Origin of the sequence: Rhodococcoides navarretei (assembly GCF_038069675.1) — a bacterium.
GTDB classification, from domain to species: Bacteria; Actinomycetota; Actinomycetes; order Mycobacteriales; family Mycobacteriaceae; genus Rhodococcoides; species Rhodococcoides navarretei.
Map to the genome: position 1 here is coordinate 2181043 of NZ_JBBPCN010000001.1, position 26381 is coordinate 2207423.

General features: G+C 65.7%; 23 protein-coding genes. All 23 read left to right on the top strand.

Features of this window, described 5'->3' with window-relative positions:
• Nucleotides 1–25: 25 nt before the first annotated feature.
• The 23 genes from AABD04_RS10500 (at nt 26) to AABD04_RS10610 (ending at nt 26350) form a co-directional block, all read left to right on the top strand.
• On the top strand, nt 26–481 hold the full coding sequence (locus AABD04_RS10500; protein ID WP_243595003.1) for an SAV_6107 family HEPN domain-containing protein: 456 nt from the start codon (nt 26–28) through the stop codon (nt 479–481).
• A 227-nt stretch (nt 482–708) separates the two neighbouring features.
• Nucleotides 709–1146, top strand: coding sequence for a DUF3040 domain-containing protein (locus AABD04_RS10505; RefSeq protein WP_341441134.1), 438 nt, complete (start codon nt 709–711; stop codon nt 1144–1146).
• Between the two features lie 535 nt (nt 1147–1681).
• Complete coding sequence (gene mraZ / locus AABD04_RS10510; RefSeq protein WP_094679124.1) at nt 1682–2113, top strand: division/cell wall cluster transcriptional repressor MraZ; 432 nt, start codon at nt 1682–1684, stop codon at nt 2111–2113.
• A gap of 219 nt (nt 2114–2332) precedes the next feature.
• On the top strand, nt 2333–3364 hold the full coding sequence (gene rsmH / locus AABD04_RS10515; protein ID WP_341441135.1) for a 16S rRNA (cytosine(1402)-N(4))-methyltransferase RsmH: 1032 nt from the start codon (nt 2333–2335) through the stop codon (nt 3362–3364).
• On the top strand, nt 3361–4155 hold the full coding sequence (locus AABD04_RS10520) for a hypothetical protein (RefSeq protein ID WP_423228134.1): 795 nt from the start codon (nt 3361–3363) through the stop codon (nt 4153–4155). Before rsmH ends, AABD04_RS10520 begins: the two co-directional genes overlap by 4 nt.
• A complete protein-coding gene (locus tag AABD04_RS10525) occupies nt 4152–6008 on the top strand; it encodes a peptidoglycan D,D-transpeptidase FtsI family protein (protein WP_341441136.1) in 1857 nt (618 codons plus the stop codon). Before AABD04_RS10520 ends, AABD04_RS10525 begins: the two co-directional genes overlap by 4 nt.
• 158 nt (nt 6009–6166) lie before the next feature.
• Nucleotides 6167–7768: a UDP-N-acetylmuramoyl-L-alanyl-D-glutamate--2,6-diaminopimelate ligase gene (locus AABD04_RS10530; RefSeq protein WP_341441137.1), complete on the top strand. Its 1602-nt coding sequence runs from the start codon at nt 6167–6169 to the stop codon at nt 7766–7768.
• Entirely contained in the window at nt 7765–9273 is a 1509-nt protein-coding gene (locus AABD04_RS10535; protein WP_335741552.1) for a UDP-N-acetylmuramoyl-tripeptide--D-alanyl-D-alanine ligase, read from the top strand. The genes AABD04_RS10530 and AABD04_RS10535 overlap by 4 nt, the downstream gene beginning before the upstream one ends.
• Complete coding sequence (gene mraY / locus AABD04_RS10540) at nt 9270–10355, top strand: phospho-N-acetylmuramoyl-pentapeptide-transferase (protein WP_341441138.1); 1086 nt, start codon at nt 9270–9272, stop codon at nt 10353–10355. The genes AABD04_RS10535 and mraY overlap by 4 nt, the downstream gene beginning before the upstream one ends.
• Before the next feature lie 3 nt (nt 10356–10358).
• Nucleotides 10359–11819, top strand: a complete 1461-nt coding sequence (gene murD / locus AABD04_RS10545) for a UDP-N-acetylmuramoyl-L-alanine--D-glutamate ligase (protein ID WP_341441139.1) — start codon at nt 10359–10361, stop codon at nt 11817–11819.
• Nucleotides 11816–13453 carry a putative lipid II flippase FtsW gene (gene ftsW, locus AABD04_RS10550; protein WP_341441140.1) on the top strand — a complete coding sequence of 546 codons (1638 nt, stop codon included), beginning with the start codon at nt 11816–11818 and terminating at the stop codon, nt 13451–13453. The genes murD and ftsW overlap by 4 nt, the downstream gene beginning before the upstream one ends.
• Nucleotides 13450–14592, top strand: coding sequence for an undecaprenyldiphospho-muramoylpentapeptide beta-N-acetylglucosaminyltransferase (gene murG, locus AABD04_RS10555; protein WP_341441141.1), 1143 nt, complete (start codon nt 13450–13452; stop codon nt 14590–14592). The genes ftsW and murG overlap by 4 nt, the downstream gene beginning before the upstream one ends.
• A 63-nt stretch (nt 14593–14655) precedes the next feature.
• Nucleotides 14656–16146, top strand: coding sequence for a UDP-N-acetylmuramate--L-alanine ligase (gene murC, locus AABD04_RS10560; protein ID WP_341443006.1), 1491 nt, complete (start codon nt 14656–14658; stop codon nt 16144–16146).
• Nucleotides 16143–16937, top strand: a complete 795-nt coding sequence (locus AABD04_RS10565) for a cell division protein FtsQ/DivIB (RefSeq protein ID WP_341441142.1) — start codon at nt 16143–16145, stop codon at nt 16935–16937. Before murC ends, AABD04_RS10565 begins: the two co-directional genes overlap by 4 nt.
• 167 nt (nt 16938–17104) lie before the next feature.
• Nucleotides 17105–18373 (top strand): cell division protein FtsZ, encoded by a 1269-nt coding sequence (gene ftsZ / locus AABD04_RS10570; RefSeq protein WP_341441143.1) that lies wholly within the window; start codon nt 17105–17107, stop codon nt 18371–18373.
• Nucleotides 18370–19137 carry a peptidoglycan editing factor PgeF gene (gene pgeF, locus AABD04_RS10575; RefSeq protein WP_341441144.1) on the top strand — a complete coding sequence of 256 codons (768 nt, stop codon included), beginning with the start codon at nt 18370–18372 and terminating at the stop codon, nt 19135–19137. The genes ftsZ and pgeF overlap by 4 nt, the downstream gene beginning before the upstream one ends.
• Before the next feature lie 19 nt (nt 19138–19156).
• Nucleotides 19157–19912: a YggS family pyridoxal phosphate-dependent enzyme gene (locus AABD04_RS10580; protein WP_341441145.1), complete on the top strand. Its 756-nt coding sequence runs from the start codon at nt 19157–19159 to the stop codon at nt 19910–19912.
• 83 nt (nt 19913–19995) lie between these two features.
• On the top strand, nt 19996–20643 hold the full coding sequence (locus tag AABD04_RS10585; protein WP_341441146.1) for a cell division protein SepF: 648 nt from the start codon (nt 19996–19998) through the stop codon (nt 20641–20643).
• An 82-nt stretch (nt 20644–20725) separates the two neighbouring features.
• Nucleotides 20726–21013, top strand: a complete 288-nt coding sequence (locus AABD04_RS10590; protein ID WP_243594988.1) for a YggT family protein — start codon at nt 20726–20728, stop codon at nt 21011–21013.
• Nucleotides 21014–21171: 158 nt separating this feature from the next.
• Nucleotides 21172–22023 (top strand): DivIVA-like cell division protein Wag31, encoded by an 852-nt coding sequence (wag31, locus tag AABD04_RS10595; protein ID WP_243594987.1) that lies wholly within the window; start codon nt 21172–21174, stop codon nt 22021–22023.
• A 78-nt stretch (nt 22024–22101) separates the two neighbouring features.
• Complete coding sequence (locus tag AABD04_RS10600) at nt 22102–22278, top strand: hypothetical protein (RefSeq protein ID WP_243594986.1); 177 nt, start codon at nt 22102–22104, stop codon at nt 22276–22278.
• Between the two features lie 293 nt (nt 22279–22571).
• Complete coding sequence (gene ileS / locus AABD04_RS10605; protein ID WP_341441147.1) at nt 22572–25703, top strand: isoleucine--tRNA ligase; 3132 nt, start codon at nt 22572–22574, stop codon at nt 25701–25703.
• A complete protein-coding gene (locus AABD04_RS10610; RefSeq protein WP_341441148.1) occupies nt 25700–26350 on the top strand; it encodes a peptide deformylase in 651 nt (216 codons plus the stop codon). Before ileS ends, AABD04_RS10610 begins: the two co-directional genes overlap by 4 nt.
• The last annotated feature ends 31 nt before the right edge of the window (nt 26351–26381 follow it).

Consider the following 26381-nt stretch of genomic DNA (forward strand, 5'->3'; position numbering starts at 1 on the left):
AGATTCGAACTGGAGGTGTTCGAGTATGACGATCACGAAGGCATTCGATGCCGAAGTGCGGTCGCCGGTGTCGCGTCAGGCGCGAGTCCTGCTCGGTCGAGCCGATGCACTGCTGTCCGAGTCCATCGGGGAGAGCGACGCCGGAGATCGGTTTCTGGGGAGCTATGCCGCGGCGCTGAAGGGTGCGGCAGCTGTGCTGGCGTCGCTGCCCAACTCGATCGGAGCGCGTCCGCGCTCGCGCAGCGCATGGGTGCTGATGGCAAAGGCGGCACCGGATCTCGCCGTCTGGGCCGATTATTTCGCGTCCTTCTCTGCCACCCGCGCTGCCGTGGAGGCCGGTGCGTCGAGCACGATCGCCGAGCTCGATGCCGATGATTTCTATCGACACGTCAGTCGTTTTCTGAACTCGGTCGAGGATCGACTCGGCGGGCAGCCGCGATTCGCGTCCGTCGACCCGATGACGGCACCCTTGTCTGCATAGCTGAAGAAGCAGGTCTTCGGTCGACAAATGCCACGTCATGGGGTGTTCACCCGAAGTTTTCGGGACGTGCGTCTCGAAAACTTCGGTGTTTCTCAGGAACACATCGACCGACTAGGTGGTAAGCGGCCGATTCAGCTCGTATCATCGACAGCAGGTAGCCGCCAAGGTCAGCTTCCCGTCGTTTCGCAACCGAAATGACCTTCAATATCTGTGCAGGGGGAGGTACCGTGCCACTCTCCGAGCACGAGCAGCGCATGCTCGATCAGATCGAGAGCGCTCTCTACGCCGAGGATCCCAAATTTGCCTCTCATGTGAGGGGCGGTCGCGTTCGCGCGGCGTCGAGCAGGAGGCGCTTTCAGGCTGCCGCACTGTTCGCTGTGGGACTCGTGTTGCTCGTCGCCGGTGTTGCATTGTCGACGAACAGTCTGGCTTTTCTCGTCGTCAGCCTCATCGGCTTTTTGTTCATGTTCGGTGCCGGGGCACTGTTCCTGTTCGGCGGCTCCAACAAGGGAGCCGCAGCGTCGCAGGACGAAGGCAGCTCGGTCAACGATGCTGCCGAAACGTCCGGGCGTAGTTCCGGGCAGAAGTCGAAGGGTGGCCGTAAAGGCGGCAGCTTCAGCTCTCGGATGGAAGATCGGTTCCGCAAGAGGTTCGAGCAGGACTGAGTCGACCAGGTTCCAGGCAACCGGCCTGTGCCGGCTCGTCTGCGTAGCTTCCCGCGCTCACCAAGAACAGCACCTCACCTTCGGGTGAGGTGCTGTTGTCGTTTCTGCCCTCCCATGGACTCCGTGGATCCGGCCCACTGCTGAACCGCCCGCGCTGTTCGACGTCGCGTGGAGCGCTGTTCGGGTAGCTCTGCGCGCCGGTGGCGCGGGCTGCCTCCCCATCGCTCCCCACTGTCGGCCACCCTCCCCACTTCTCCCCACCCGTGTGCCCTTTTGTGGTGCTGATTCGTCTTCGTTCACCACCGTCAGCGCTGAATGCCTGGTCGGACCGTCATTGTGCTGAAATTCTGCGCCATCACTCTCGTGCATTCGCACTCCTCTTCGGCCGGCGTAACACTGTCGCCACCATCGATCTTGTGCACATCGACCTGCGGATTTGCGTATGTTGCCAAAGTTTTCCGGCGGTGAATGGTTCGAAGTGGGGGAGAGTGGGGTAAAGTGGTCCGCAGCGGAGAGTCGAGGCTGGAGGTGGCGAGTGTTTCTCGGTACCTACACGCCGAAGCTCGACGACAAAGGTCGACTCACGTTGCCGGCCAAGTTTCGGGACGCGCTTGCAGGAGGTGTCATGGTGAGCAAGGGGCAGGATTTCAGCCTTGCTGTCTACACCGCGGCAGACTTCGCAGAGCGCTCACGGAAGTTGACGGCAGCTTCGCGTGCCAACCCCAAAGCCCGTGCCTACGTTCGCCAGTTCTTCTCTGGAACCGACGAACAGCGGCCGGACGGACAGGGTCGGATCACCATCAGTGCCGAGCATCGCCGTTACGCGGGGCTCGAACGCAACTGTGTGGTGATCGGTTCGATGGATTTCATCGAGATCTGGAACGACGAAGCGTGGGCCCGCTACTCCGCTGAGAACGAGCAGGATTTCTCCGACGCTTTCGACGAGTCCCTCGGAGGGATCTTGTAGCCCGCCCAGGTCGCCTGCGAGTGCAGCGAGGCCTCTGCCCGATCAGAACCCTGACGTTCTTCCCCAACGCCAGGTTTCGCAGATCAGGACCCTGACGTTCTTCCCCAACGCCAGGTTCCCTATCGGACAGGGACCTCGATGCATTCGCATCGGCTTCCGTGGGCGACCCGCACGGCCCGGACCCGGGCGAGAAGTACGTACGCACGACCGGGAGGAACCATGACGGAGGGCGCCGGACCGAACGAGAGCGAATCGTCCGCAGACCGAACCCACCGTCGATCCGCAGGCCCGGTTCACGTTCCGGTTCGTCTCGAGCGAGCCGACGAATTGCTCGGACCCGCACTCGATTCCGCCGACGGTCGACGCGTCATGATCGATGCCACCCTCGGACTCGGCGGTCATGCCGAGCACTTTCTTCGGACCTATCCGCACCTGCACCTCATCGGACTCGACCGGGATCCCGAAGCCCTGACGCTCGCAGGCACCCGGTTGGCTCCCTTTCGCGACCGAATCACGTTGGTGCACACCACCTACGACGGAATCGCAAACGCACTCGACGAGGCGGGCCTGTCGCCGGTCGACTCCGTTCACGCCATTCTCTTCGATCTCGGCGTGTCGTCCATGCAGTTGGACGAGTCCGAGCGCGGATTCGCGTACTCCGTCGATGCCCCACTGGACATGCGAATGAATCCGACGGTGGGAATCACTGCCGCCGACGTCCTCAACACGTACTCGCACGGTGAGATAGCCCGGGTACTCAGCACGTACGGCGAGGAACGATTCGCCGGCAAGATCGCCTCCGCTGTGCTGCGTCGACGTGAGCACACACCCTTCACCACGAGCGGCCCGCTCGTCGAATTGCTCTATGCCGCAATACCGGCTGCGACGCGACGTACCGGTGGACACCCGGCCAAGCGCACCTTTCAGGCCCTGCGCATCGAGGTCAACGGTGAACTGGACTCCCTGAAGGCAGCAGTACCTGCCGGGCTCGACGCCTTGGCGGTCGGCGGTCGGGTGGTCTTCATGTCGTATCAATCGCTGGAAGACCGAGTTGTCAAGCAAGAGTTGGCACCTCGGATCAAGTCGCGCAGTCCCGAGGGGCTGCCGGTCGAGCTTCCCGGAATGGGTCCGGAGTTCCGACTCCTGACCAGAGGTGCCGAGCGTGCCTCGGATGCAGAAATCGACGTCAACCCACGTTCGGCTCCGGTGAGATTGCGCGCCGCCGAACGGATTGCAAGGAGAGCGGAATGACGGTTCCAGGCACAACCGTTGGAACACAACGCAATCGGGTTCCGGTGCCGCGGCACGAACGTACCAGCAAGGGCGGTGGACGGTCCGGTGCCGCACTACGCGCGTACGAGCGCAGGCAACAGCGCGTGTCGGTCCACACCTCGGATTCTGCGCGTGGGTCCGGAACCGGTGCGCGGCCGACGCTGAACGGGAGCGCTATCGCTGCGCGAATTCCGTTCGTCGCCTTGATCATCGGTCTGCTCGCCATCGGTCTCGGTCTGACATTGCTGCTGACCACTCGGTCGGCGGGCGACTCCTACGATCTCAGCGCCGCCAAGGCCGTCAACACCGAACTGGCTCAGCAGCGGGCGTCGCTGCAGAAGGACGTCGAATTGGCAGAATCCGCCCCCGAGTTGGCGCGCAAGGCCGCCGAGCTCGGAATGGTCCCGGCGAAGAACCCCGCGCGTCTGATCGTCGCGCCGGACGGCGGCGTCCAGGTCGTCGGTACGCCGGCTCCGGCCGACGGTACACCGGTGGCACCGCTGGATCCGGTGTCGTCCGCAGCCGCAGGCGAGGGCACCGTCGCGAATCCGAGCACGCAGTCACCGCAGCAGCAGACGCCGAGAAGCGCATCGCAGCCCAATCGGACGTCGGGGACGATCGACACCCGCGCCGCCACGCCGAACTCGAGCAATGGAGCTGGAAACACCGCGCTTGCTGAACAATTGGTTCCCATGAGCATCCCCTCGCTCGAAACACCTGCGGTAGAGGCACCCGAGTCCACCGGCGAAGCATCGGGTGACGGGCAGTGACCAGGCCTACGCCTGCTCCACGCCGTCGGCCACCGAGCCGAAAGCGTCTCGACTCGTCCACCTTTCGGTTCCGTCACGGCACCGGCCGCGTTCTGATGTACCTGGCGCTCGCCGTCGCGGCGGCCCAGTTGCTGTGGATTCAGGGATTCGATGCTCCGAGGTTGTCGGCCGAGTCGGCGTCCCAACGCACCACCACGCTCGTGGATCCGGCGATGCGTGGATCCATCCTGGACCGGAACGGCAATCCGATCGCCTTCACGATGGAGGCCAAAGCGCTGACGTTCCAACCGGTTCGGGTTCGCAAGGAACTCGACGAGGCCCGGGCGAAGGACCCGACCGAGCCGGAGACGGAGCAGTACCTCGAGGACATCGCCGAACGTATCCACAACGACCTCGGTGATGTGATCAGCAAGAAGGATCTGCTCGCGAAGTTGAAGAGCAACGACGAGTTCACCTATCTCGCCCGCGGGGTGGACGCCACTGTGGCGTCGAAGATCAGCAAGGATTTCAAGCAGGTCGGACTCGAACGTCAGGACATCCGTGAGTACCCGGGTGGATCGCTGGCCGCCAACATCGTGGGTGCCACTGGATGGGACGGACACGGTCTGCTCGGTCTGGAGGATTCGCTCGACGCGACGTTGGCCGGAACCGACGGTTCGCAGACCTACGACCGCGGTTCCGACGGTGCCGTCATTCCCGGTAGTTGGCGAGACAAGCAGCCGGCCGTCAACGGTTCCAACGTCGAACTGACCATCGATGCAGATCTGCAGTACTACGTGCAGCAGCAGGTGCAGTTGGCGAAGGATCTGTCGGGAGCGAAGAACGCCTCGGCGTACGTGCAGGATTCGCACACCGGCGAGGTGCTCGCCATGTCGAACGACAACACCTTCAACCCCGGTATCGGAGTCGGCAACAACGAGCGCACCAAGGAAATGGGCAATCTGCCCGTCACCACGCCGTTCGAGCCCGGCTCGGTGAACAAGATCATCACCGCGGCCGCAGCCATCGAGTACGGACTCACCACACCCGACGAGGTGCTGCAGGTGCCGGGCAGCATCTTCATGTCCGGCGTGTCGGTCAAGGATGCGTGGGACCACGGAGTCGCGCCGTACACGACGACCGGCGTGTTCGGTAAGTCCTCCAACGTCGGCACCCTCATGCTGGCGCAGCGGGTCGGTGAGGATCGCTACGCGGACATGCTCACCAGGTTCGGTCTCGGCCAACGCAGCGACGTCGGTCTGCCCGGCGAGAGTGCGGGAAATGTGCCGAGCCGCGATCAGTGGTCGGGCGGTACGTTCGCCAACCTCCCCATCGGTCAGGGACTGTCCATGACGCTGCTGCAGATGACCGGGATGTACCAGGCCATCGCCAACGACGGGATCCGTATCCCGCCGCGAATCGTCGAAGCGACGGTGGACGCCAACGGGCAGCGAACCGAGACCCAGCAGCCCGACGGGGTGTACGTGGTCAGTCCCGATACTGCGAAGACCGTCCGGAACATGTTCCGATCCGTCACCCAGGACGACACCGGAAACCAGCGCGGTACCGGAGTTGCCGCGGGGGTCGAGGGTTACCAGATCAGTGGCAAGACAGGGACGGCTCAGCAGGTCGACCCCGAGTGCAAGTGCTACTCGAACTCGAACTACTGGATCACGTTCGCCGGTATCGCGCCCGCGGACGATCCCCGCTACGTGATCGGGATCATGCTCGACGCCCCGACTCGCAGCGCCGACGGTTCGGGCGGCCAGTCGGCAGCGCCGCTGTTCCACAACATCGCCAGCTGGATGCTTCAACGGGACAGCGTGCCGATGTCTGCCGACCCCGGACCCAAGCTGGTTCTGCAGGCGGACTGAGACCGGCGACCCGCCGGTCGAGAGTCGGGGTGGCGACACCACCATCCCGGACGCCGGTAATCTGACACATCGGCTCGGACGCGTTCGTTCGGCTGTCGCCGCGGCGTGATCGATCTGCGGCAGGCGCGCGGCCGGCAGTAGAGAGGAAGGGAGCAGGAGTGACTGTGTCATCGGATTCACACCCGGCTCCGGGTTCACGTCCGGCGCATCCACCACACACCGAGGTTCGGGAGGTGGCGTCCGCGGTCGGTGCAACGATCGGCGAGGGCGACCCCGCCGGTGTGAGTGTGACCGGTATCGATCTGAGAGCACAGTCCGTTGTTCCCGGCGATCTCTTCGCAGCGCTGCCCGGATCTTCTCGACACGGTGCCGAGTTCGTCGCCGACGCGGTCGAGCGTGGTGCGGTGGCGGTGCTCACCGACCCGGCCGGGCTGGAGATCGTGCGGGGAGCGCTCGTCGGCACGGATCGACAGGTTCCGGTACTCGTCCACGATCATCCGCGCCAGGTACTGGGGGCGGTCTCCGCGCTGGTGTACGGCAACCCGTCGACGAAGATGACCGTCATCGGTATCACCGGTACGTCGGGAAAGACGACGACGTCCTATCTACTCGAAGCCGGCCTGACCGCGGCCGGTCGTAGGTGCGGTCTGATCGGCACCATCGAGACACGTGTTCTGGGCCGGCATGTACCGAGCGCGCTCACCACGCCCGAGGCTCCGCAACTGCATGCTCTCTTCGCCGTCATGGTCGAGGAGGGTGTCGACACGGTGGTCATGGAAGTGTCCTCGCACGCATTGTCGCTCGGCCGGGTCGACGGCACCCGCTTCGCGATCGGTGCATTCACCAATCTTTCGCAGGATCACCTCGATTTTCACAATTCTCTCGAGGACTACTTCTCGGCCAAGAGTCGATTGTTCGCGGCCGACTCGGCGGTTCGTGCCGACACCGCCGTGGTCTGTGTCGACGACGCGTGGGGCGTTCGGATGGCAGACATCGCTCGGTCGGCCGGGTCGACCGTGGTGACCGCGTCGACCGGTGGCGATTCGCAGTGGACGGTGTCGGACTGGGCCAAGCACGACGACGGCACACAGTCGTTCACCGTCGCCGATCCGCAGGGTGCGTCGCTGCCGGTCTCGGTCCGGCTGCCGGGGCGCTACAACGTCGCCAACACCGTCCTCGCGTTGGCGACCTGCGCGACGGCCGGGGCCGATGTGCGCAGCGCCGTGGCCGGGGTCGCGACGGTCGACGTGCCCGGTCGCGTTCAGCGGATCGATCGTGGACAGAACTTCCTGGCGGTGGTCGACTACGCGCACAAGCCCGCTGCCGTCGAGGCCGTGTTGGCGACGCTGCGCGAATCCTCGCGCGGACGGATCGCGGTGGTGCTCGGAGCAGGTGGCGAGCGCGACACCGCGAAGCGTCCGCTGATGGGTGCCGCCGGAACGCGCGGTGCCGAGCTGCTGGTGGTGACCGACGACAACCCGCGCAGCGAGGACCCTGCCGCCATCCGGCAGGCCGTCGAGGACGGTGCGCTGTCGGTGCCCGAAGAGGCCCGCGGTGAAGTACGGAACGTGGCAGGCCGCGCAGCGGCGATCGAGCAGGCCGTGGCGTGGGCACGCGAAGGGGATGTTGTGTTGATCGCAGGTAAAGGGCACGAGACCGGCCAAGAGGTAGCGGGCGTGAAGCATCCGTTCGACGATCGAGTGGTCCTGGCCTCCGCCATCGATGCGCGTCGGGTCGGCACGAGCGCGGGCGCACGGTGATCCCACTCTCGATCGACCGCATCGCCGAGATCGTCGGAGGCACGGTGCACGACGTGCCGGATCCGACGGTCGTTGTGCCGGGGCCGGTGGAGTTCGACTCCCGCAAGGTGACCCCCGGCAGTGTTTTCCTCGCCCTTCCCGGCGCGAAGGTGGACGGTCACGACCACGCCGCCGACGCGGTGGCCGCAGGTGCGGCACTGGTGCTGGCCGCGCGTCCGGTGGGCGTACCGGCCGTGGTAGTCCGTCCGGTTCCGCACGACAGTCGCGCGATGGCGCTCGAGAACGACCCGGACGGCTCCGGTTCGGCGGTGTTGACTGCACTCGGCGCTCTGGCCCGGGCCTCGGTGCTCGAGTTGACCGCCGAGCACGGCCTGACCGTCGTCGGCGTGACAGGATCCTCGGGGAAGACCTCCACCAAGGATCTGATCTCTGCGGTTCTCGAGCCCCTGGGCTCGGTGGTGGCACCGCCCGGATCGTTCAACAACGAACTGGGACATCCGTGGACGGCGCTGCGGGCCGATGCCGAGACCGATTTCCTGTGTCTGGAGTTGTCCGCCCGAGGAATCGGCCACATCGCCGAACTCGCCACGCTCGCACCGCCCCGGATCGGGGTGGTCCTCAACGTCGGAACCGCGCACCTGGGCGAGTTCGGCTCGCGCGCAGCCATCGCACTGGCGAAAGGCGAACTGGTCGAAGCTCTGCCGAGTGCTGCCGACGGGGGAGTGGCGATTCTCAACATCGATGACCGTCTCGTCGCCGAGATGGCCACGCGCACAACGGCATCCGTCGTCACGGTGGGACGCAACGCAGATGCCGACATCAGAGCGACCGACGTGCAGGTCGACACCGACGCCCGGGCGTCGTTCACGCTCGAATGCGCAGCGGGCACGGCAGCGATCACCCTGGCGGTGCACGGTGAGCATCAGGTCGGCAACGCTCTCGCAGCAGCGGCCGTCGCACTCGAGTGCGGGGCAACGCTGGCGCAGGTCGCCGAGGCGCTCGGGGCAGCCGCGCCGACATCGATCAGGCGGATGGATGTGCGCACCCGTGCGGACGGCGTCACTGTCGTCAACGATTCGTACAACGCCAACCCCGATTCGATGCGCGCTGCGCTCAAGGCACTGGTGTCGATGTCGCGTCGCGACGACGGACCGAAACGCCGCAGCTGGGCGGTGCTGGGGGAGATGGGCGAACTGGGTGCCGACTCGGTGGTCGAGCACGACGCGATCGGTCGCCTCGCGGTGCGCCTGGACGTCGACCGTCTGATCATCGTCGACAGCGGTCGTCCCACTCGGGCGCTGCACCAGGGTGCCGTCATGGAGGGTTCGTGGGGCGAGGAGTCGATGCTGGTCCCCGATCGTGAGTCGGCGATCGAGGTACTGCTCGACGAGGTGCGTCCCGGCGACATCGTGCTGGTGAAGGCCTCTCAGTCCGGTGCCATGTGGACCGTCGCAGACGCTCTGTTGGCCGACGCATCGAGCGCCGCTGCGGAGGGTGAGCAGTGAGGCAGATCCTGTTCGCCGGCGGCATCGCGCTCGCGGTCGCGATTCTGCTGACCCCGGTGCTGATCAAGGCGTTCTCGAAACAGGGTTTCGGCCAGGAGATTCGCGTCGAAGGCCCGGCGAGTCACATGTCCAAGCGCGGCACTCCCACGATGGGCGGCGTCGCGATTCTGGTCGGTATCTGGGCAGGTTACTGGGGCTCGCATTTGATCGGCATCGGGTACGACGCCGACGGTCCGTCGGCCTCGGCCCTGCTGGTTCTCGGCCTGACCACGGTGCTCGGCCTGGTCGGCTTTCTCGACGACTTCATCAAGATCCGCAAGCAGCGCAACCTGGGTCTGAACGCGACCGGGAAGTACGTCGGTCAGATTACGGCTGCCGTGCTGTTCGCAATCCTGGTGTTGCAGTTTCGCAGCGACAGTGGTCTCACCCCGGGCAGCACCCAACTGTCGTACGTTCGCGACATCGCCACCTGGTCGATGTCCGCGGTCGTCTTCGTGTTCTTCGTCTGTCTGCTCGTGATCGCGTGGTCCAACTCGGTCAACCTCACCGACGGACTCGACGGCCTCGCCGCCGGGTCGATGACGCTCGTGCTCGGCGCATACACCGTCATCACCTTCTGGCAGTACCGCCAGGCGTGCGCAGGCCCCTCCGGGCCCGCCCCCGGTTGCTACGACGTTCGAGATCCCCTCGACCTGGCCCTGGTCTGTGCGTCCGCTGCCGGTGCGTGCATCGGCTTCCTGTGGTGGAACGCCGCGCCGGCGAAGATCTTCATGGGCGACACCGGCTCTCTTGCCCTCGGCGGTCTGATCGCCGGTCTGTCGGTGGTGACGAAGACCGAGCTGATCATGGTGGTCATCGGTGCGCTGTTCGTCGCGGAGGCCGCGTCGGTCGTCATCCAGGTCGCGGTGTTCCGATCCAGTCGCCGACGCGTGTTCCGGATGGCCCCGTTCCATCATCACTTCGAGCTGGCCGGTTGGGCCGAGACAACGGTGATCATTCGATTCTGGCTGCTGGCCGCCATTGCGTCGGCCGTCGGACTCGCTCTGTTCTACAGCGAATATCTCGCTGCTGTCGGCGGATAGCGCATGGACGACTCCTCGACCGACCTGACCTGGTTGCGCGGCAGTTCGGTGCTGGTGACCGGTGCCCGTGTCTCCGGACTCGCCGTCGTCCGACCGTTGCTCGATCTCGGTGCCGTCGTCACGGTTGCCGATTCGAGTCGTGCCGCGCTGGACGATGCGTCGAAACTGGGTGCGGCGGTGGTGCTGCAGGACGACCTGCTGGGCGATCCTGCGGCGCTCGCTGCGTTTTCGCTGGTCGTCACCAGCCCCGGCTTCCGGCCCGATTCGCCGGTGCTGGCGGCCGCCACGGACCGAGGCATTCCGGTGTGGGGCGATGTCGAGTTGTCCTGGCACGTGGACCGGGCGGAGCTGTACGGCCCCAGAACTCGCTGGCTGGTTGTCACCGGAACCAACGGAAAGACGACCACCACCTCGATGCTCGCCTCGATCCTCGACGCCGCCGGTATCGAGTCGGTGGCCTGCGGCAACATCGGACTCCCCATCGCCGACGCGTTGCGCGGTACCCCGCATCCGCGCGTGCTCGCCGTCGAGTTGTCGTCGTTCCAGTTGTTCTGGGCCCCGTCGGTGCGTCCGGCGGCGGGGGTGGTGCTCAACATCGCCGAGGATCATCTGGATTGGCACGGCGGGATGGACGGATACGTGCAGGCCAAGGCTCGTGCGTTGACCGGCGATGTGGCGGTGGTCGGTCTCGACGACTCGCGGGCGGCGAGTTTGTCGATCGGGTCTCCGGCGTCGACCGTTGTCGGTTTCCGGTTGGGTGAGCCGGCCTCGGGTGAGCTGGGGGTTCGGGCAGGGATGCTCGTGGACAACGCCTTCGCCGAGAACGTCGATCTCCTCCCCGCCGACGAAGTCGAGCCGAGCGGACCGTCCGGCATTCTCGATGCGCTTGCGGCAGGCGCTCTGGCACGTTCGATCGGAGTCGAGCCCGGCGCTGTTCGGGTGGGATTGCAGACCTACCGGGTCGGGCCGCATCGGGCGGCGGTGGTGCGCGAGGTCGGCGGGGTGACGTTCATCGACGATTCGAAGGCGACGAATCCGCATGCTGCTCGCTCGTCGATAGCCGCGCACGATCGTGTCGTGTGGATCGCGGGCGGGTTGCTCAAGGGTGCGGTGATCGACGATCTGGTGGTCGACATCGCCGATCGACTGGTTGCCGCGGTCGTCCTCGGGCGCGATGGGATGCAGATCGCAGAGGCTTTGGCGCGACACGCGCCCGATGTTCCGGTCGTCAGGCTCCCGTCGGGAGACGATGCTGGTGTGACTCATGGTGCTGAAGATGCTGATGCGGTGATGCGGGCCGTCGTGGCCCACGCGGCCGAACTCGCCGTGCCGGGGGATACGGTCCTACTGGCCCCGGCCGCCGCGTCGCTGGACATGTTCGCCGACTACGGCCACCGCGGCCGCAGCTTCGCCGATTCGGTCCAGCGCCTCGAGGTCGCCGACATCGGATCGCCGCGCTCGTGACCGCCGCCGGTCAGCAGCGTTCACCTCGTCCTACCGCCGCTCCGCGCACCCGAATCGGCCTGTGGTTCGGCAGGCCGCTCGCGTCCTTCCATCTGATCGTCACGATTGCAGTACTGCTCACGATCCTGGGCCTGGTGATGGTGCTGTCGGCGTCGTCCGCCGAGTCCTTCGCAGCCGACGAGTCCGGTTACGCGCTCTTCACCCAGCAGTTGATCGGTGTCGCGCTGGGATCCGTCGCGTTCTACGTCGCTCTCCGGCTGCCGGTTCGGTACCTCAGAAAGCTGTCGTTCCCGCTGTTCCTGGTCTCGATCACCATGTTGATGCTGGTACTGATTCCGGGCATCGGTGCCGAACGCCAGGGTGCACGCCGCTGGTTCGATTTCGGCGTCGTGTCGTTCCAGCCGTCCGAGCTGGCCAAAGTCGCACTGGTTCTGTGGGGTGCGCACCTGTTGGCTTCGCGTCGCAGCGAACACGGCAACATCAAGTCGTTGCTGGTGCCGCTCTTGCCTGCGGGTCTGCTGATGTGTCTGCTCGTCGTGCTGCAGCCGAACCTGAGTACCGCGATCGCCCTCGGCATCATCCTGGTGGCGCTGCTGTGGTTCGCGGGCCTCAATGCCAAGCTGTTCGGTGCGGTGCTGATGACCGGTTTGGCACTGGCAACGGTCCTCGCGTTCACTGCCGGCTATCGATCCAATCGCGTCAAGGCCTGGCTCAACCCGGGTGAGGACACCCAGGGCCTGTCGTATCAGTCGACTCAGGCCAAATATTCGCTCGCCGACGGCGGAATGTTCGGTCGTGGGCTCGGCCAGAGCCGCGCCAAGTGGAGTTACCTACCCAACGCCCACAACGACTTCATCTTCGCCATCATCGGCGAGGAACTCGGAATGATCGGCTGCCTCGCAGTCATCGGATTGTTCGGCCTCTTCGTCTACACCGGGCTGCGGATCGCCATGCGTTCGGTCGATCCGTTCCTGCGCCTACTGACCGCGGGTGCCACGTGCTGGGTGTTCGGTCAGGCCATGATCAACATCGGCTACGTCGTCGGGTTGCTGCCGGTGACCGGTCTGCAGCTGCCGCTGGTGTCCTACGGTGGTACCTCCACTGCGATCACGCTGCTGATGTTCGGCATCATCGCAAGCGCCGCCCGACACGAACCGGAGGCGATCGCAGCCCTGCACGCGGGGCAGGAGGGCCGTATTGCGCGGGCGCTGAAACTGCCGCTGCCCGCCGTGTTCTCGCCCAAGCGAGCCGCGATGGCGCGGTCGAAGTCCACTCGCCCCACGTTGGCGGCGCAGGATCGCAAGCGGCTCGAGTCCCGTAAGGGCCAGGGCAAGGACGGCCGTGCAGCGAGGGCAGCCGAGCCGGGCCGTGCAGCGAGGGCAGCCGAGCCGGGCCGTGCAGCGAGGGCAGCCGAGCCGGGCCGTACTCGCACACGAGCCTCCAGTTCCAGGACGAACACGATGTCTCCGAAATCGACCGGCTATCGGGGCGAGTCGTCCCGCGGGAATCCCCGGCGCAGTGAGCCCGTCCGGCGAGAACCCGCCGCGGGGTCGCGATCGGCCCAGCGTCCTCGGCCGGAACCACAACCCGGTCGCCCGCCCGTTCGCTCGGGTGAGCGAGGATATCGACGGTGAAGCAGACATCTCGACCTATTTCCGTAGTGGTGGCCGGCGGCGGAACGGCCGGGCATATCGAGCCTGCGCTCGCTGTGGCCGACGCGCTGCGTGTCCTCGACCCCACCGTCACCGTCACCGCTCTCGGCAGCAGCCGCGGGTTGGAGACGACGCTCGTCCCGGCTCGTGGGTACGCACTGGAACTCATTCCGCCTGTTCCGCTGCCCCGTAAGCCCACCGTCGACCTGCTCAAGCTGCCGCTGCGCGTCGTGCGATCGGTTCGCCGTACTCGGGAAATCTTCGCGGCCGTGGAGGCCGACGTGCTCGTCGGCTTCGGCGGCTATGTCGCGTTGCCGGCCTATCTCGCTGCCCGCGGTCGGCTGTTCGGCCGCGGCGGCCGAATTCCTGTGGTCATCCACGAGGCCAATGCGCGAGCGGGCATCGCCAACAAGGTCGGTGCCCGGTCCGCCCAGCGGGTGCTCGCAGCGGTCGCCGGGTCGGGCATCGCCGCGCACGGAGCTGCCGACGCGGACGTGATCGGAATTCCTGTGCGTCCCACCATCACCGGACTCGACCGGGCTGCCGTCCGGGCGGAGGCCCGCGGCCACTTCGGCCTGCCGGAGACCGGTCCGGTTCTCCTGGTGTTCGGCGGCTCGCAGGGGGCCCGGTCGCTCAACGACGCGGTGTCCGGAGCCTCGGCAGCCCTCGCCGGTGCCGGTATCTCGGTTCTACATGCGCACGGTCCGAAGAACTCGCTCGACGTCGGGCAGAGCAATCCGGACGCGCCGTACGTCGCGTTGCCGTACATCGACCGGATGGATCTCGCGTATGCGGCTGCGGACCTGGCGATATGCCGGTCCGGTGCCATGACCGTCGCCGAGGTCTCCGCGACCGGGCTGCCTGCGATCTACGTACCTCTGCCGCACGGCAACGGCGAGCAGGAGCTCAATGCCCGTCCCGTGGTCGACGCCGGAGGTGGCATCCTGGTATCCGATGCGACACTGACCGAGCAGTACGTGCGCGAGACGGTGGTGGCGCTGTTGGCCGATACCGACCGAATTGCCACCATGTCTCGTGCCGCGGCCGGTGCCGGGCACAAGGGCGCAGCAGCTGCCGTCGCGCAGATCGTGCTCGATACCGCGCACGCGGCGCGGCGCTGAGCTGGGCGGCGTCGAGCATGCGAAGAGAACGAGGGAGACGTCCGCGTGACAACTGAGGGTGCGATGTCGGATCTGCCGGCGGAGCTCGAACGAGTACACATGGTGGGCATCGGTGGTGCCGGAATGTCCGGCATCGCGCGGATCCTGCTGGCTCGCGGGGGACAGGTGTCGGGTTCGGATGCCAAGGAATCGCGCGGCGTGCTCGCACTGCGTGCACGCGGTGCCCAGGTCCGCATCGGTCACGACGCGAGCGCCCTGGACATGATCGACGGTGGACCCACCGTGGTGGTGACGACCCACGCCGCGATTCCCAAGACCAATCCCGAACTCGTCGAAGCGCGGGACCGCGGAATCCCGGTGGTGCTGCGTCCGGCAGTGCTGTCCTCGCTGATGCAGGGGTACCGCACGTTGTTGGTCTCCGGTACGCACGGAAAGACGTCGACCACATCGATGCTGGTCGTCGCGCTCCAGCACTGCGGGTTCGATCCGTCGTTCGCCGTCGGGGGAGAGCTCAACGAGGCCGGAACCAACGCCCATCACGGCAGCGGAGACGTGTTCGTGGCCGAGGCGGACGAGAGTGACGGCTCGCTGCTGCAGTACGCCGCCAACGTCATCATCGTGACCAACATCGAGGCCGATCACCTGGACCACTTCGGCACCACCGAGGCCTACGTGCAGGTGTTCGACGACTTCGCCGCGCTCCTCGGTCCAGGTGGTGTGCTCGTGGCGTGCATGGACGACCCCGGTTCGGCGGCGCTGGCCCGACGCGTGGTGGACAGGAACCTGCCAGGAGTGACAGTGCTCGGCTACGGGTCCTCGGACGTCGACGCGGGGCCGGTGGAGATGGCCGTGCGTCTGCTGGCGTGGGAGCCCGAGGACATCGGTGGCGTCGCGCAGTTGCAGATCGCCGGTGAGGATGCGGCGCGCACGGTGCGGCTCGGCGTTCCCGGACGGCACACTGCCCTCAATGCGCTGGCGGCGTTCGTCGCGGCGCGTCAGGTCGGTGCCGGTATCGAGGAACTGCTGGCCGGGCTCACCGGTTTCGGTGGCGTCCACCGGCGTTTCCAGTTCACCGGCCGCGAGCACGGTGTCCGCGTGTTCGACGATTACGCCCATCATCCGACCGAGGTACGCGCGGTGTTGACCGCAGCACGGGCGCTCGTCGACGGTCAGGACCACGGCCGGGTGGTCGTGGTGTTCCAGCCGCACCTGTACTCGCGGACTGCGACGTTCGCCGAGGAATTCGGTGCCGCGTTGTCCTTGGCCGACGAGATCGTGGTGCTCGACGTGTACGGCGCGCGCGAGGAACCACTGCCGGGTGTGACGGGTGCGTTGGTCGCCGCCTCGGTCACCAAGCCGGTCAACTACCAGCCGGATCTGTCGTTGGTGGCCAAGCAGGTGGCCCATCTCAGCGTCCCGGGCGACGTCGTCATCACCATGGGTGCGGGAGACGTGACGATGCTCGGCGGACCGATCCTGGATGCACTTCGCTCGAAGACCGATTTCGGTGCCGCGACCGGTCGCGGTGTACCGAAGGATCGGCCGTCGACGTGACTCGCCGCTCCGACCGGGTTCGTTCGTCGAGATCGGGAAACGCTGCAGGAGAAGACGAATCACCGCCCGTGCTCACCGACAAGCAGGCGCGCGCTTTGGCCAGAGAAGAAGAGCGCGCCCGGGTGAAGCGGTCGAGGCGCAAGGCGCTGCTCATCGCGGCGGCCGTGGTGGCTCTCGTGGTGGGATCGGCTGCGCTGGTGTATTTCACGCCGCTGTTGTCGGTCCGGACCATTTCGGTCGCGGGGCAGTCGTCGGTATCCGAGCAGGAGATTCTCGAGCGGCTCGACGTTCCCGCCGGGCTTCCGCTCGTGCGGGTCGATACTGCAGCGGCGGCGCAGCGGGTGGCGACGATCCCGGCCCTGGCGACCGTGCGTGTGCAGCGGAAGTACCCGTCGACCGTGCAGGTGACGGTCGAGGAACGAGTTCCGGTGGCGTTCTTCGATTCTCCCGACGGCACCCATCTGCTCGATTCCACCGGGGTCGATTTCGCGATTGCGCCGCCTCCGCCGGGGGCGGTGCGCCTGGTGACCGACAATCCGGTGTTCGGTGATCCGGTGACGAAAGACGCACTGGCGGTGCTCGATACGTTGCCACCGCTGCTGCGCGATCAGGTCGCAGAGCTGCGCGCGAGCACCTTGTCCGACATCTCGATTCTGCTGCTCGACGGTCGCACTGTCGTGTGGGGCAGCAAGGAGGACTCGGAACGCAAGGCTGCGGTGGCGATCGCGCTGCTGTCGCAACCCGGTCAGATCTTCGATGTCTCGAGTCCGGATCTGCCCACCACGAAATAGTTTCGTCCGGGACGGGAATTTCGGCGCGGCGTCGGCGCGCCTAATGGCGATAGTCGTCGGCGATGAATAGCGTTTCGACCAGTTCAGTACTTGACATAACTCTAAGCCTGTGGTTTAGGTTGAGGGTTTCCATTTTTCACGCAACACTCCACGGAAGGCGAGAGCCCATGACGCCCCCGCACAACTACCTCGCCGTAATCAAGGTCGTCGGCATCGGCGGCGGCGGCGTGAACGCGGTCAACCGCATGATCGAACAGGGACTCAAGGGAGTCGAGTTCATCGCGGTCAACACCGACGCTCAGGCCTTGCTGATGAGTGACGCAGACGTCAAGCTCGACGTCGGCCGCGAACTGACCCGAGGACTCGGTGCCGGAGCCGACCCCGAGGTCGGTCGCCGTGCCGCGGACGATCACAAAGACGAGATCGAAGAGGTACTCAAGGGTGCCGACATGGTCTTCGTCACTGCGGGCGAGGGTGGCGGCACCGGTACCGGCGGTGCCCCCGTCGTCGCCAACATCGCGCGCAAGCTCGGTGCGTTGACCGTCGGTGTCGTCACCCGTCCGTTCTCGTTCGAGGGCAAGCGACGCGGCGGCCAGGCCGACACCGGCATCCAGCAGCTCCGTGAGTCGTGCGACACGCTCATCGTCATTCCCAACGATCGACTGCTGCAGCTCGGCGACGCCGCCGTCAGCCTGATGGACGCATTCCGCAGCGCCGACGAGGTGTTGCTCAACGGCGTCCAGGGCATCACCGACCTGATCACCACCCCGGGTCTGATCAACGTCGACTTCGCCGACGTCAAGGGCGTCATGTCCGGCGCAGGCAGCGCATTGATGGGCATCGGTTCCTCCCGCGGTGAGGGACGCGCGATCAAGGCCGCCGAATCGGCGATCAATTCGCCGCTGCTCGAAGCCTCGATGGAAGGTGCACGCGGTGTGCTGCTGTCCATCGCCGGTGGATCCGACCTCGGTCTGTTCGAGATCAACGAGGCGGCGTCGCTGGTGCAGGAAGCCGCCCACATCGACGCCAACATCATTTTCGGAACCGTCATCGACGACTCGCTCGGCGACGAGGTGCGCGTCACCGTCATCGCCGCAGGCTTCGACGGCGGCACCCCGACGCGTCGCCCGGTCGAAGCGGCCGCCTCGACGCGCAGCCCGATCGGATCGGCTCGCTCGGGCGAGATGTCGTCGCGGTCGAGCGAGGGGTCCGACGGTGCCGTGTTCCGCGACCCGGTCGGTGCACCGAGCGGCAGCAGCCTGCCGCCGTTGAACTCGTCGAGCTCGTCCAACCGTGAATCGTCCAGTCGCGAATCGGCAGCCGGCCAGGGCCGTGACTCGGGTGGACGCGAGTCGGTCGGATCGGGACGTCGCGTGCCGATCGCCGAGGACGAGGGCGAAGACGATGTCGATGTGCCGTCCTTCATGCGGCGGTGAACGAGGCCGCATCCGCAGGTCCGTTTCGTGTCCGACGCGTCTCGACGACGCGAGCGGGCGGAGTGTCGGCACCGCCGTTCGATACGTTCAACCTCGGTGATCACGTCGGTGACGACCCGGCAGCGGTAGAGGCGAACCGTCGACGCCTCGGCGATCGGTTGGGTATGGGACTCGACCGGCTCGTGTTCATGGAGCAGGTCCACGGACGCACCGTCACCGTGGTCGACGGTCCGGTCGCCGAGCCGGTTCCGATGACCGACGCGTTGGTGACGACGCAGCGCGATCTGGGTCTGGTGGTGTTGAGTGCCGACTGTGTGCCGATTCTGCTGTCCGACGAAGAAGCCGGAGTGATAGCCGCTGTTCATGCGGGCCGGGTCGGTGCCCGTATCGGCATCGTTCCGCGAGTGCTGGCTGTCATGGTCGAACTCGGCGCGGTTCCCGAGCGGATCGGTGCGTTTCTCGGTCCGGCCGCGAGTGGTCGCCAGTACGAGGTGCCCGCGCAGATGAGAGCGGACGTCGACAAGCACCTTCCCGGCAGCGCGACGACAACCGTCCGCCATACGCCGGGCCTGGACATTCCCGCCGGTATCCGCGCGCAACTGCTCACAGCGGGAGTGTCCGGGGTGGCGCAGGATCCGCGATGCACCATCGAGGACAGAACTCTGTTCAGTCATCGCCGCGAAGGGTCGACCGGCCGAATTGCCAGTGTCGTGTGGATGGACAGCACATCCCCGAACGATCGTCCCGAAGCGGCCCATCGGTGAACCGGCAGGGAAGGTTGTCATGAGCGAACCCATCGACGGTGCCCCGGGCCTGGAGCGGGCGCGAGAGATCGAGACGGCGTTGACATCGGTGCGGGAGCGGTTGCACCGCGCTTGCGTCGACGCGGGCCGGTCGCCCGCCGAGGTGGCTCTGCTGCCGGTGACCAAGTTCTTTCCCGCCTCCGACGTGCGCATCCTGTACGCCCTCGGGTGCCGCGACTTCGGCGAGTCCCGGGAGCAGGACGCGTCGCCCAAGGTCGCCGAGACGGCCGAGGAGTTCGGCGGCGATCCGCCCCGGTGGCACATGATCGGTCATCTGCAGCGAAACAAGGCGAAGTCGGTTGCCGCGTGGGCGCACTCCATTCATTCCGTGGACAGTGCGCGGTTGGTGGCTGCACTGTCCAAAGCGACGACGACGGCCTTGGACGAGGGACGTCGGTCGGCCGAGCTGGATGTGATCGTTCAGGTCAGTCTCGACGGAGATGTGCACCGCGGCGGCGTCGAACGCGGCGAACTGCACGAGCTTGCGGACGTCGTGTCGAACGCAACCGGTGTGCGTCTCGCAGGGTTGATGGCGGTGCCACCCCTCGAGGCCGATCCGGACGCCGCGTTCGCAGACCTCGAGGGTCTGCACAGCGAGCTTCTGGCGAATCATCCCGGAGCGCTCGAGCTGTCCGCGGGCATGACCGGAGACCTGGAAGCTGCTGTGCGGCACGGATCGACGTGCGTGCGTGTCGGTACCGCAATACTCGGCGCGCGGCCGATAGCCTCGCAATAACAATCCACGGATCACATCAGTCACAACAGACACTTGCGAACCTGGGGATCGACAGTAGACACACCGCCACGGAAGGCAGAACGATGAGCACCCTGCACAAGTTCAAGGCGTACTTCGGCATGGTTCCGCTCGCCGACTACGAGGACGACTACCTCGATGATCCGGATACGCGGCGCAGCTCCCGTGGCGGTCGTGACAGCTACGACGACATCGACGAGCGTGACTTCGTGAAGCCGTCGTTCGGTGGATCCAGGCATGCACAGGTCGAGGACGACTACGACGACTACGAGGCACCGCGTCCGGCGGCCACATTGGCCCCGATCGGTGGACGTGGACGCGGAGCCGCCACGACCACGCGCGGCGCGGCAACCAGAGGAGCGTTGGCGATGGACACTCGCATGGATGTGCGTGCGGAGACCCGGCGCAGCCCGATCGTCGACGACGGCGGTCCCTTGTCGAAGATCACCACGCTGCGCCCGCGGGACTACAGCGAGGCCCGCACGATCGGCGAGCGCTTCCGAGACGGCACTCCGGTCATCATGGATCTGGTCGAGATGAGCAACGCCGACGCCAAGCGCCTGGTCGATTTTGCTGCCGGTCTGGCGTTCGCGCTTCGCGGTTCCTTCGACAAGGTGGCGACGAAGGTCTTCCTGCTGTCGCCCGCCGACGTCGACGTCTCGCCGCAGGAGCGCAGGCGTATCGCCGAGACCGGCTTCTACAGTCAGCAGTGAAAGATTCACTGTTCGGGGTGGTAGTTCAGGGCTGTGACCAGGGCGCTTTGCTCAGCCCGCCGAAGTCAGGCAGAGTATAGCCGTGATCGTGTTCACGGTGATCAACATCGTATTGTTTCTTTTTTGGCTCCTTCTCATCGGTCGAATCATCGTCGAGTTCATCAGGACTTTCGCGAGAGATTGGCAACCGACCGGGTTGGTCGTCATCCTGCTCGAGGCGATCTTCACGGTCACCGACCCGCCGGTCAAGTTCCTCCGCAAGATAATTCCGCCGCTCAACCTCGGTGGAGTTCGACTGGACCTGTCCATCATGGTCCTGCTGTTCGTCGTCTTCATCGCGTGGAACATAACCAGTGGTCTCGCGGCCTGAGATCGAAGATAGATGTTAGAACGCGGGACGCGCGCAAGCTGCGTGTCCCGTGTGACAGAATGGACGCCAGTTACAGTTTGATTGTTCTGCACTCGCGCGGAATGGCATATAACTGAATGCTTGCTCTACCGCCCCAAGACGCGTGAAGGGATCCTTCCATGCCGCTGACTCCAGCTGATGTGCACAATGTCGCGTTCAGCAAGCCGCCCATCGGTAAGCGCGGTTACAACGAAGATGAGGTCGACGCTTTTCTCGACCTCGTCGAGCAAGAGTTGTCGCGACTGATCGAAGAGAACGCCGACCTCCGCCAGCGGGTCGGTGAGCTCGATCAGGAGCTCGCGGATGCCAAGAGCGCCGGACGGCAGAGCCCGCAACCGGCTCAGACCGCCGCACCGAAAGCGGAGCCACAGCGCCCCGTGGATCCCCCCAAGCCGCAGCCGGTCGTGCAGCAGCCGGCCCCGGTCGCGCCCGTTGCAGCAGCTCCGCAGCAGTCCGGCGATTCCAACATGCAGGCCGCGAAAATTCTCGGTCTCGCACAGGAGATGGCCGACCGCCTCACCGGTGATGCCAAGTCGGAGTCCGAGCAGCTGCTCGGCAACGCTCGGACCAACGCCGAGCGCCTGGTGTCGGACGCACGTACGCGTTCGGAATCGATGATGTCCGAGGCTCGCCAGAAGTCCGAGTCGCTGTTGTCCGACGCGCAGACACGGTCCGAGACCCAGCTGCGTCAGGCCAAGGAGAAGGCCGATGCGCTGCAGGCCGACGCCGAGCGCAAGCACACCGAGATCATGGCGACGATCAACCAGCAGCGTTCCGTGCTGGAAGGTCGCATCGAGCAGCTCAAGACGTTCGAGCGCGAGTACCGTGTGCGGCTCAAGTCGTACCTCGAGTCTCAGCTCGAAGAGCTGGAGAACCGTTCCTCGGCTCTCCCGGTGGACAACGGTCAGGACAATTTCAACCAGGACACCCAGTCGTCCGGTTACAGCCAGTCGTACGCCAAGGGCAACTGACGCACTACCGTTCTCCGACGCTGCCGTGGGCGGCAGCGTCGGATCGGTTGTGGCGTCGAGTGGTGAGCGAGGAATCCCGTGTTGGTCCTGACTCTCGGCGCAGCAGCGATCGGCTTCGGCTTTCTTGTGATCGCCTTGATGACAGGGTCCGTCGTCTGGGCGTGGGCCTGCATCGTGGTGTGCATCGTGGGTGCAGGTCTGCTGTTGGTCGGAGCGCTCACGGGCCGACGGCCACCGCCCGAGCTCGACAGGTAGCATGACCATGTTCCATTCGATCGATTGTCACGCGTAGATCCGGCCATCACCGGGGAGCTTTCGGAAGAACGACGTTCGGTGCGACACCCTCGGGTGTTTCGGATCGACGTTCAGTAGAACCGAACGGGTGAGCCCGTCACAGCTCACGTGGAGTGGCTCACCCCGACGACACTGTCGTCGAGGGCTGAGCAAGCGGGGTGGTACCGCGGTATCGGGCGTGAGATTCGCCCGATGATCGTCCCCGTGCCAACTGACGTTGCGTCTCGTACGCGACCGGCACGGAGGAGAGAACCATGACAGAGTCGAGCGCCCGTCCGAACTCGGGGTCGTACCCGCTGGTGGACCTGGCCGAGGGCCGATCGGGCAGCGTTCCGTTTCCCGACCTCGAACGTATCGTTCTGCACGAGTGGGCCGAGGACGGCACTTTCCGTGCCAGCATCGACAATCGAGCCGATGCCGAGGAGTTCGTCTTCTACGACGGCCCACCCTTCGCCAACGGTCTGCCCCATTACGGTCACCTGCTCACCGGGTACGTCAAGGACCTCGTCCCGCGATTCCAGACCATGCGCGGCAAGAAGGTCGAGCGACGCTTCGGGTGGGATTGTCACGGTCTGCCCGCCGAGTTGGAAGCGGAGAAGCAGCTCGGCATCAAGGACAAGTCCGAGATCGACGAGATGGGCCTGGCGAAGTTCAACGCCTACTGCAAGCAGTCGGTGCTGCAGTACACCGACGAGTGGCGTGACTACGTCACGCGGCAGGCGCGGTGGGTCGACTTCGACAACGACTACAAGACGCTCGACGTGGACTTCATGGAGTCGGTCATGTGGGCGTTCAAGACACTGCACGACAAGGGCCTGATCTATCAGGGCTACCGGGTGTTGCCCTACAGCTGGTACGAGCAGACGCCGTTGTCCAATCAGGAAACACGGCTCGACGACGCGTACAAGATGCGTCAGGATCCGGCGGTCACCGTCACGATGCCGTTGACGGCTCCCGGTTCGCCGCTGGACGGGGCGAACGCGCTGATCTGGACCACCACCCCGTGGACCCTGCCGTCGAACCTGGCGATCGCGGTGCACCCCGAGGTGCACTACGTGCAGGTACGCGGAACCGACGGTGAACGGTATGTGCTTGCGGCGCTGCGACTCTCGCATTACGCGAAGGAACTGGGAGAGGACCCGGAGGTGCTCTCGGAGCACACCGGTGCCGAGTTGGTCGGACTCTCCTACGCACCGCCCTACGACTTCTTCCTCGGCCACGAGAACTCGCACCGGGTGCTCGAGGCCGACTACGTCACCACCGATTCGGGTACCGGAATCGTGCACCTCGCACCGGCTTTCGGTGAAGAGGACATGGACGTCGCCACGGCGAACGGAATCGAGGTCGTGCAGCCGCTCGATGCCGGCGGCAAATTCACGTCGCTGGTGCCGCCGTACGAGGGTCTGATGGTGTTCGACGCCAACCCGGTGATCATCAAGGACCTCAAGGCTTCCGGTCGGTTGCTGCGGCACGAGACCATCGAGCACTCGTACCCGCACAGCTGGCGCAGTGGTCAGCCTCTGATCTACATGGCAGTGCCGTCGTGGTTCGTCGCAGTCACCAAGTTCCGCGATCGGATGGTCGAGCTGAACCAGGAGATCACCTGGGTGCCCGAGCACATCAAGGACGGCCAGTTCGGCAAGTGGCTCGAAGGCGCACGCGACTGGAACATCAGCCGAAACCGTTACTGGGGCAGCCCGATTCCGGCGTGGACGTCCGACGACCCGGCCTACCCGCGCCTGGACGTCTACGGCAGCCTGGACGAGCTCGAGCGTGACTTCGGCGTGCGACCGACCGATCTGCATCGCCCCTACATCGACGATCTGACGCGACCCAACCCGGACGACCCGACCGGCAAGTCGACGATGCGGCGGGTGCCCGAGGTGCTGGACTGCTGGTTCGAGTCCGGCTCGATGCCGTACGCGCAGGTGCATTTCCCGTTCGAGAACGAGGAGTGGTTCCAGACACACAATCCGGGCGACTTCATCGTCGAGTACAACGGGCAGACGCGCGGCTGGTTCTACACCCTGCACGTGCTGGCCACTGCGTTGTTCGATCGACCGGCCTTCAAAACTGTTGCCGCCCATGGCATCGTGCTCGGCGAAGACGGCCTGAAGATGAGCAAGTCCAAGGGTAACTACCCGGATGTCAAGGAGGTCTTCGACCGCGACGGCTCCGATGCCATGCGGTGGTTCCTGATGTCCTCGCCGATCCTGCGCGGCGGCAACCTCATCGTCACCGAGCAGGGCATCCGTGAGGGTGTCCGCCAGGCTTTGCTGCCGATCTGGAATGCGTGGAGCTTCCTGCAGCTCTACGCGTCGACGCCGGGGCAGTGGCGTACCGACTCGCCGCACGTACTCGATCGCTATGTGCTGGCCAAGCTGTCGGCCACCCGGGATGCCATCACCGATGCGCTCGAGGGAAACGACATCGCCGGAGCGTGCGACGAGCTACGCACGTTCTGTGACGCACTCACCAATTGGTATGTCCGACGGTCTCGTTCGCGGTTCTGGAGCGAGGACGCCGACGCGATCGACACCCTGCACACCGTGCTGGAGGTGCTCACTCGCATCGCCGCTCCGCTGTTGCCGCTGATCAGTGAAGTGGTGTGGCGCGGATTGACCGGTGGCCGTTCGGTGCACCTGACCGACTGGCCCGAGGCACCGCCCTCGGATCCGGAACTGGTCGAGAGCATGGACGAGGTGCGCACCGTGTGCTCGACGGTTCTCGGTCTGCGGAAGGCGCAGAATCTGCGAGTGCGGCTGCCGCTGCCCGAGGTGACGGTCGCGGCCGCCGATGCGGAGCGACTCCGTCCGTTCCTCGACATCATCTCCGACGAGGTCAACGTCAAGAAGGTCGATCTGACCGACGACGTTGCGGTGCACGGAAAGTTCGAGCTCGTCGTCAATGCTCGTGCTGCCGGGCCACGGATCGGCAAGGACGTCCAGACGGTCATCAAGGCCGTCAAGGCAGGGGATTGGTCCGAGGATGCCGACGGAGTCGTGAGCGCCGCCGGTATCGCGTTGCTGCCGGAGGAATTCACCCGCAGACTCGTTGCAGCCGAGCCCGAGTCGACGGCACCGTTGCCCGGAAACGCCGGCCTGGTGGTGCTCGATTCGGCCGTCACCGAGGAACTGGAGGCCGAGGGTTGGGCCAAGGACCGCATCCGCGAGTTGCAGGATGCCCGTCGCAGTCACGGATTCGACGTCTCGGACCGAATCGATATCGTCATCGAGGTCCCCGAGCATCGGCAGGGCTGGCTCGACACCCATCGTGATCTGATCGCCGGCGAGGTGCTCGCACTCTCGCTGGTCGACGGCCGCGTCGGCGACGACGGCAGCGATCTCGGTGAGGGAGTGCGGGCAGCGATCACCAAGTCGTCATGATCGGCGGCGACGTATCGGTGGACGCCGTCCGTGAGCTTCTCGCCGACGCTCACGGCGGTGTCGTGCCGATCGTCGCCGCAGGCCACCCGGTGCTGCGGTCCAGGGCTACCCCGTACGTCGGGCAGCTCGACGCCGAGACGTTCGGCGAGTTGATCGAGGTGATGCGCGCGACGATGCACGACGCGCCCGGTGTCGGTCTGGCTGCGCCGCAGATCGGCATCCCGCTCCGGATCGCGGTGATCGAGGATCGCTGCGACGTAGGAGCGGATGTCGCCCGAGTCCGGGAGCGAACGCGGCTTCCGTTCCGCGTGTTGGTCAATCCCCGGTACACCCCGGTCGGGTCGCGGACGGCCGGGTTCTACGAGGGGTGCCTCAGTGTCCCCGGCTATCAGGCCGTCGTCACGCGCGCGGCCGAGGTCCGACTCCAGTGCGCAGATGAGACCGGCCGTGCTGTCGACGAGGTGGTTCGGGGTTGGCCGGCCAGGATCGTGGCGCACGAGACCGACCATCTCAATGGAACCCTGTACATCGACACCGCGCACACCAGATCGCTGACGACGAGTGGGATGTACGGCGAAATGTGGTCGGACCCGACCCCCGAACGCGCCGCGCGGGCTCTCGGATTCGCTACCGACGACCGTCGTTGACGACCGTGCCCGACATCGTCGACAACACCCT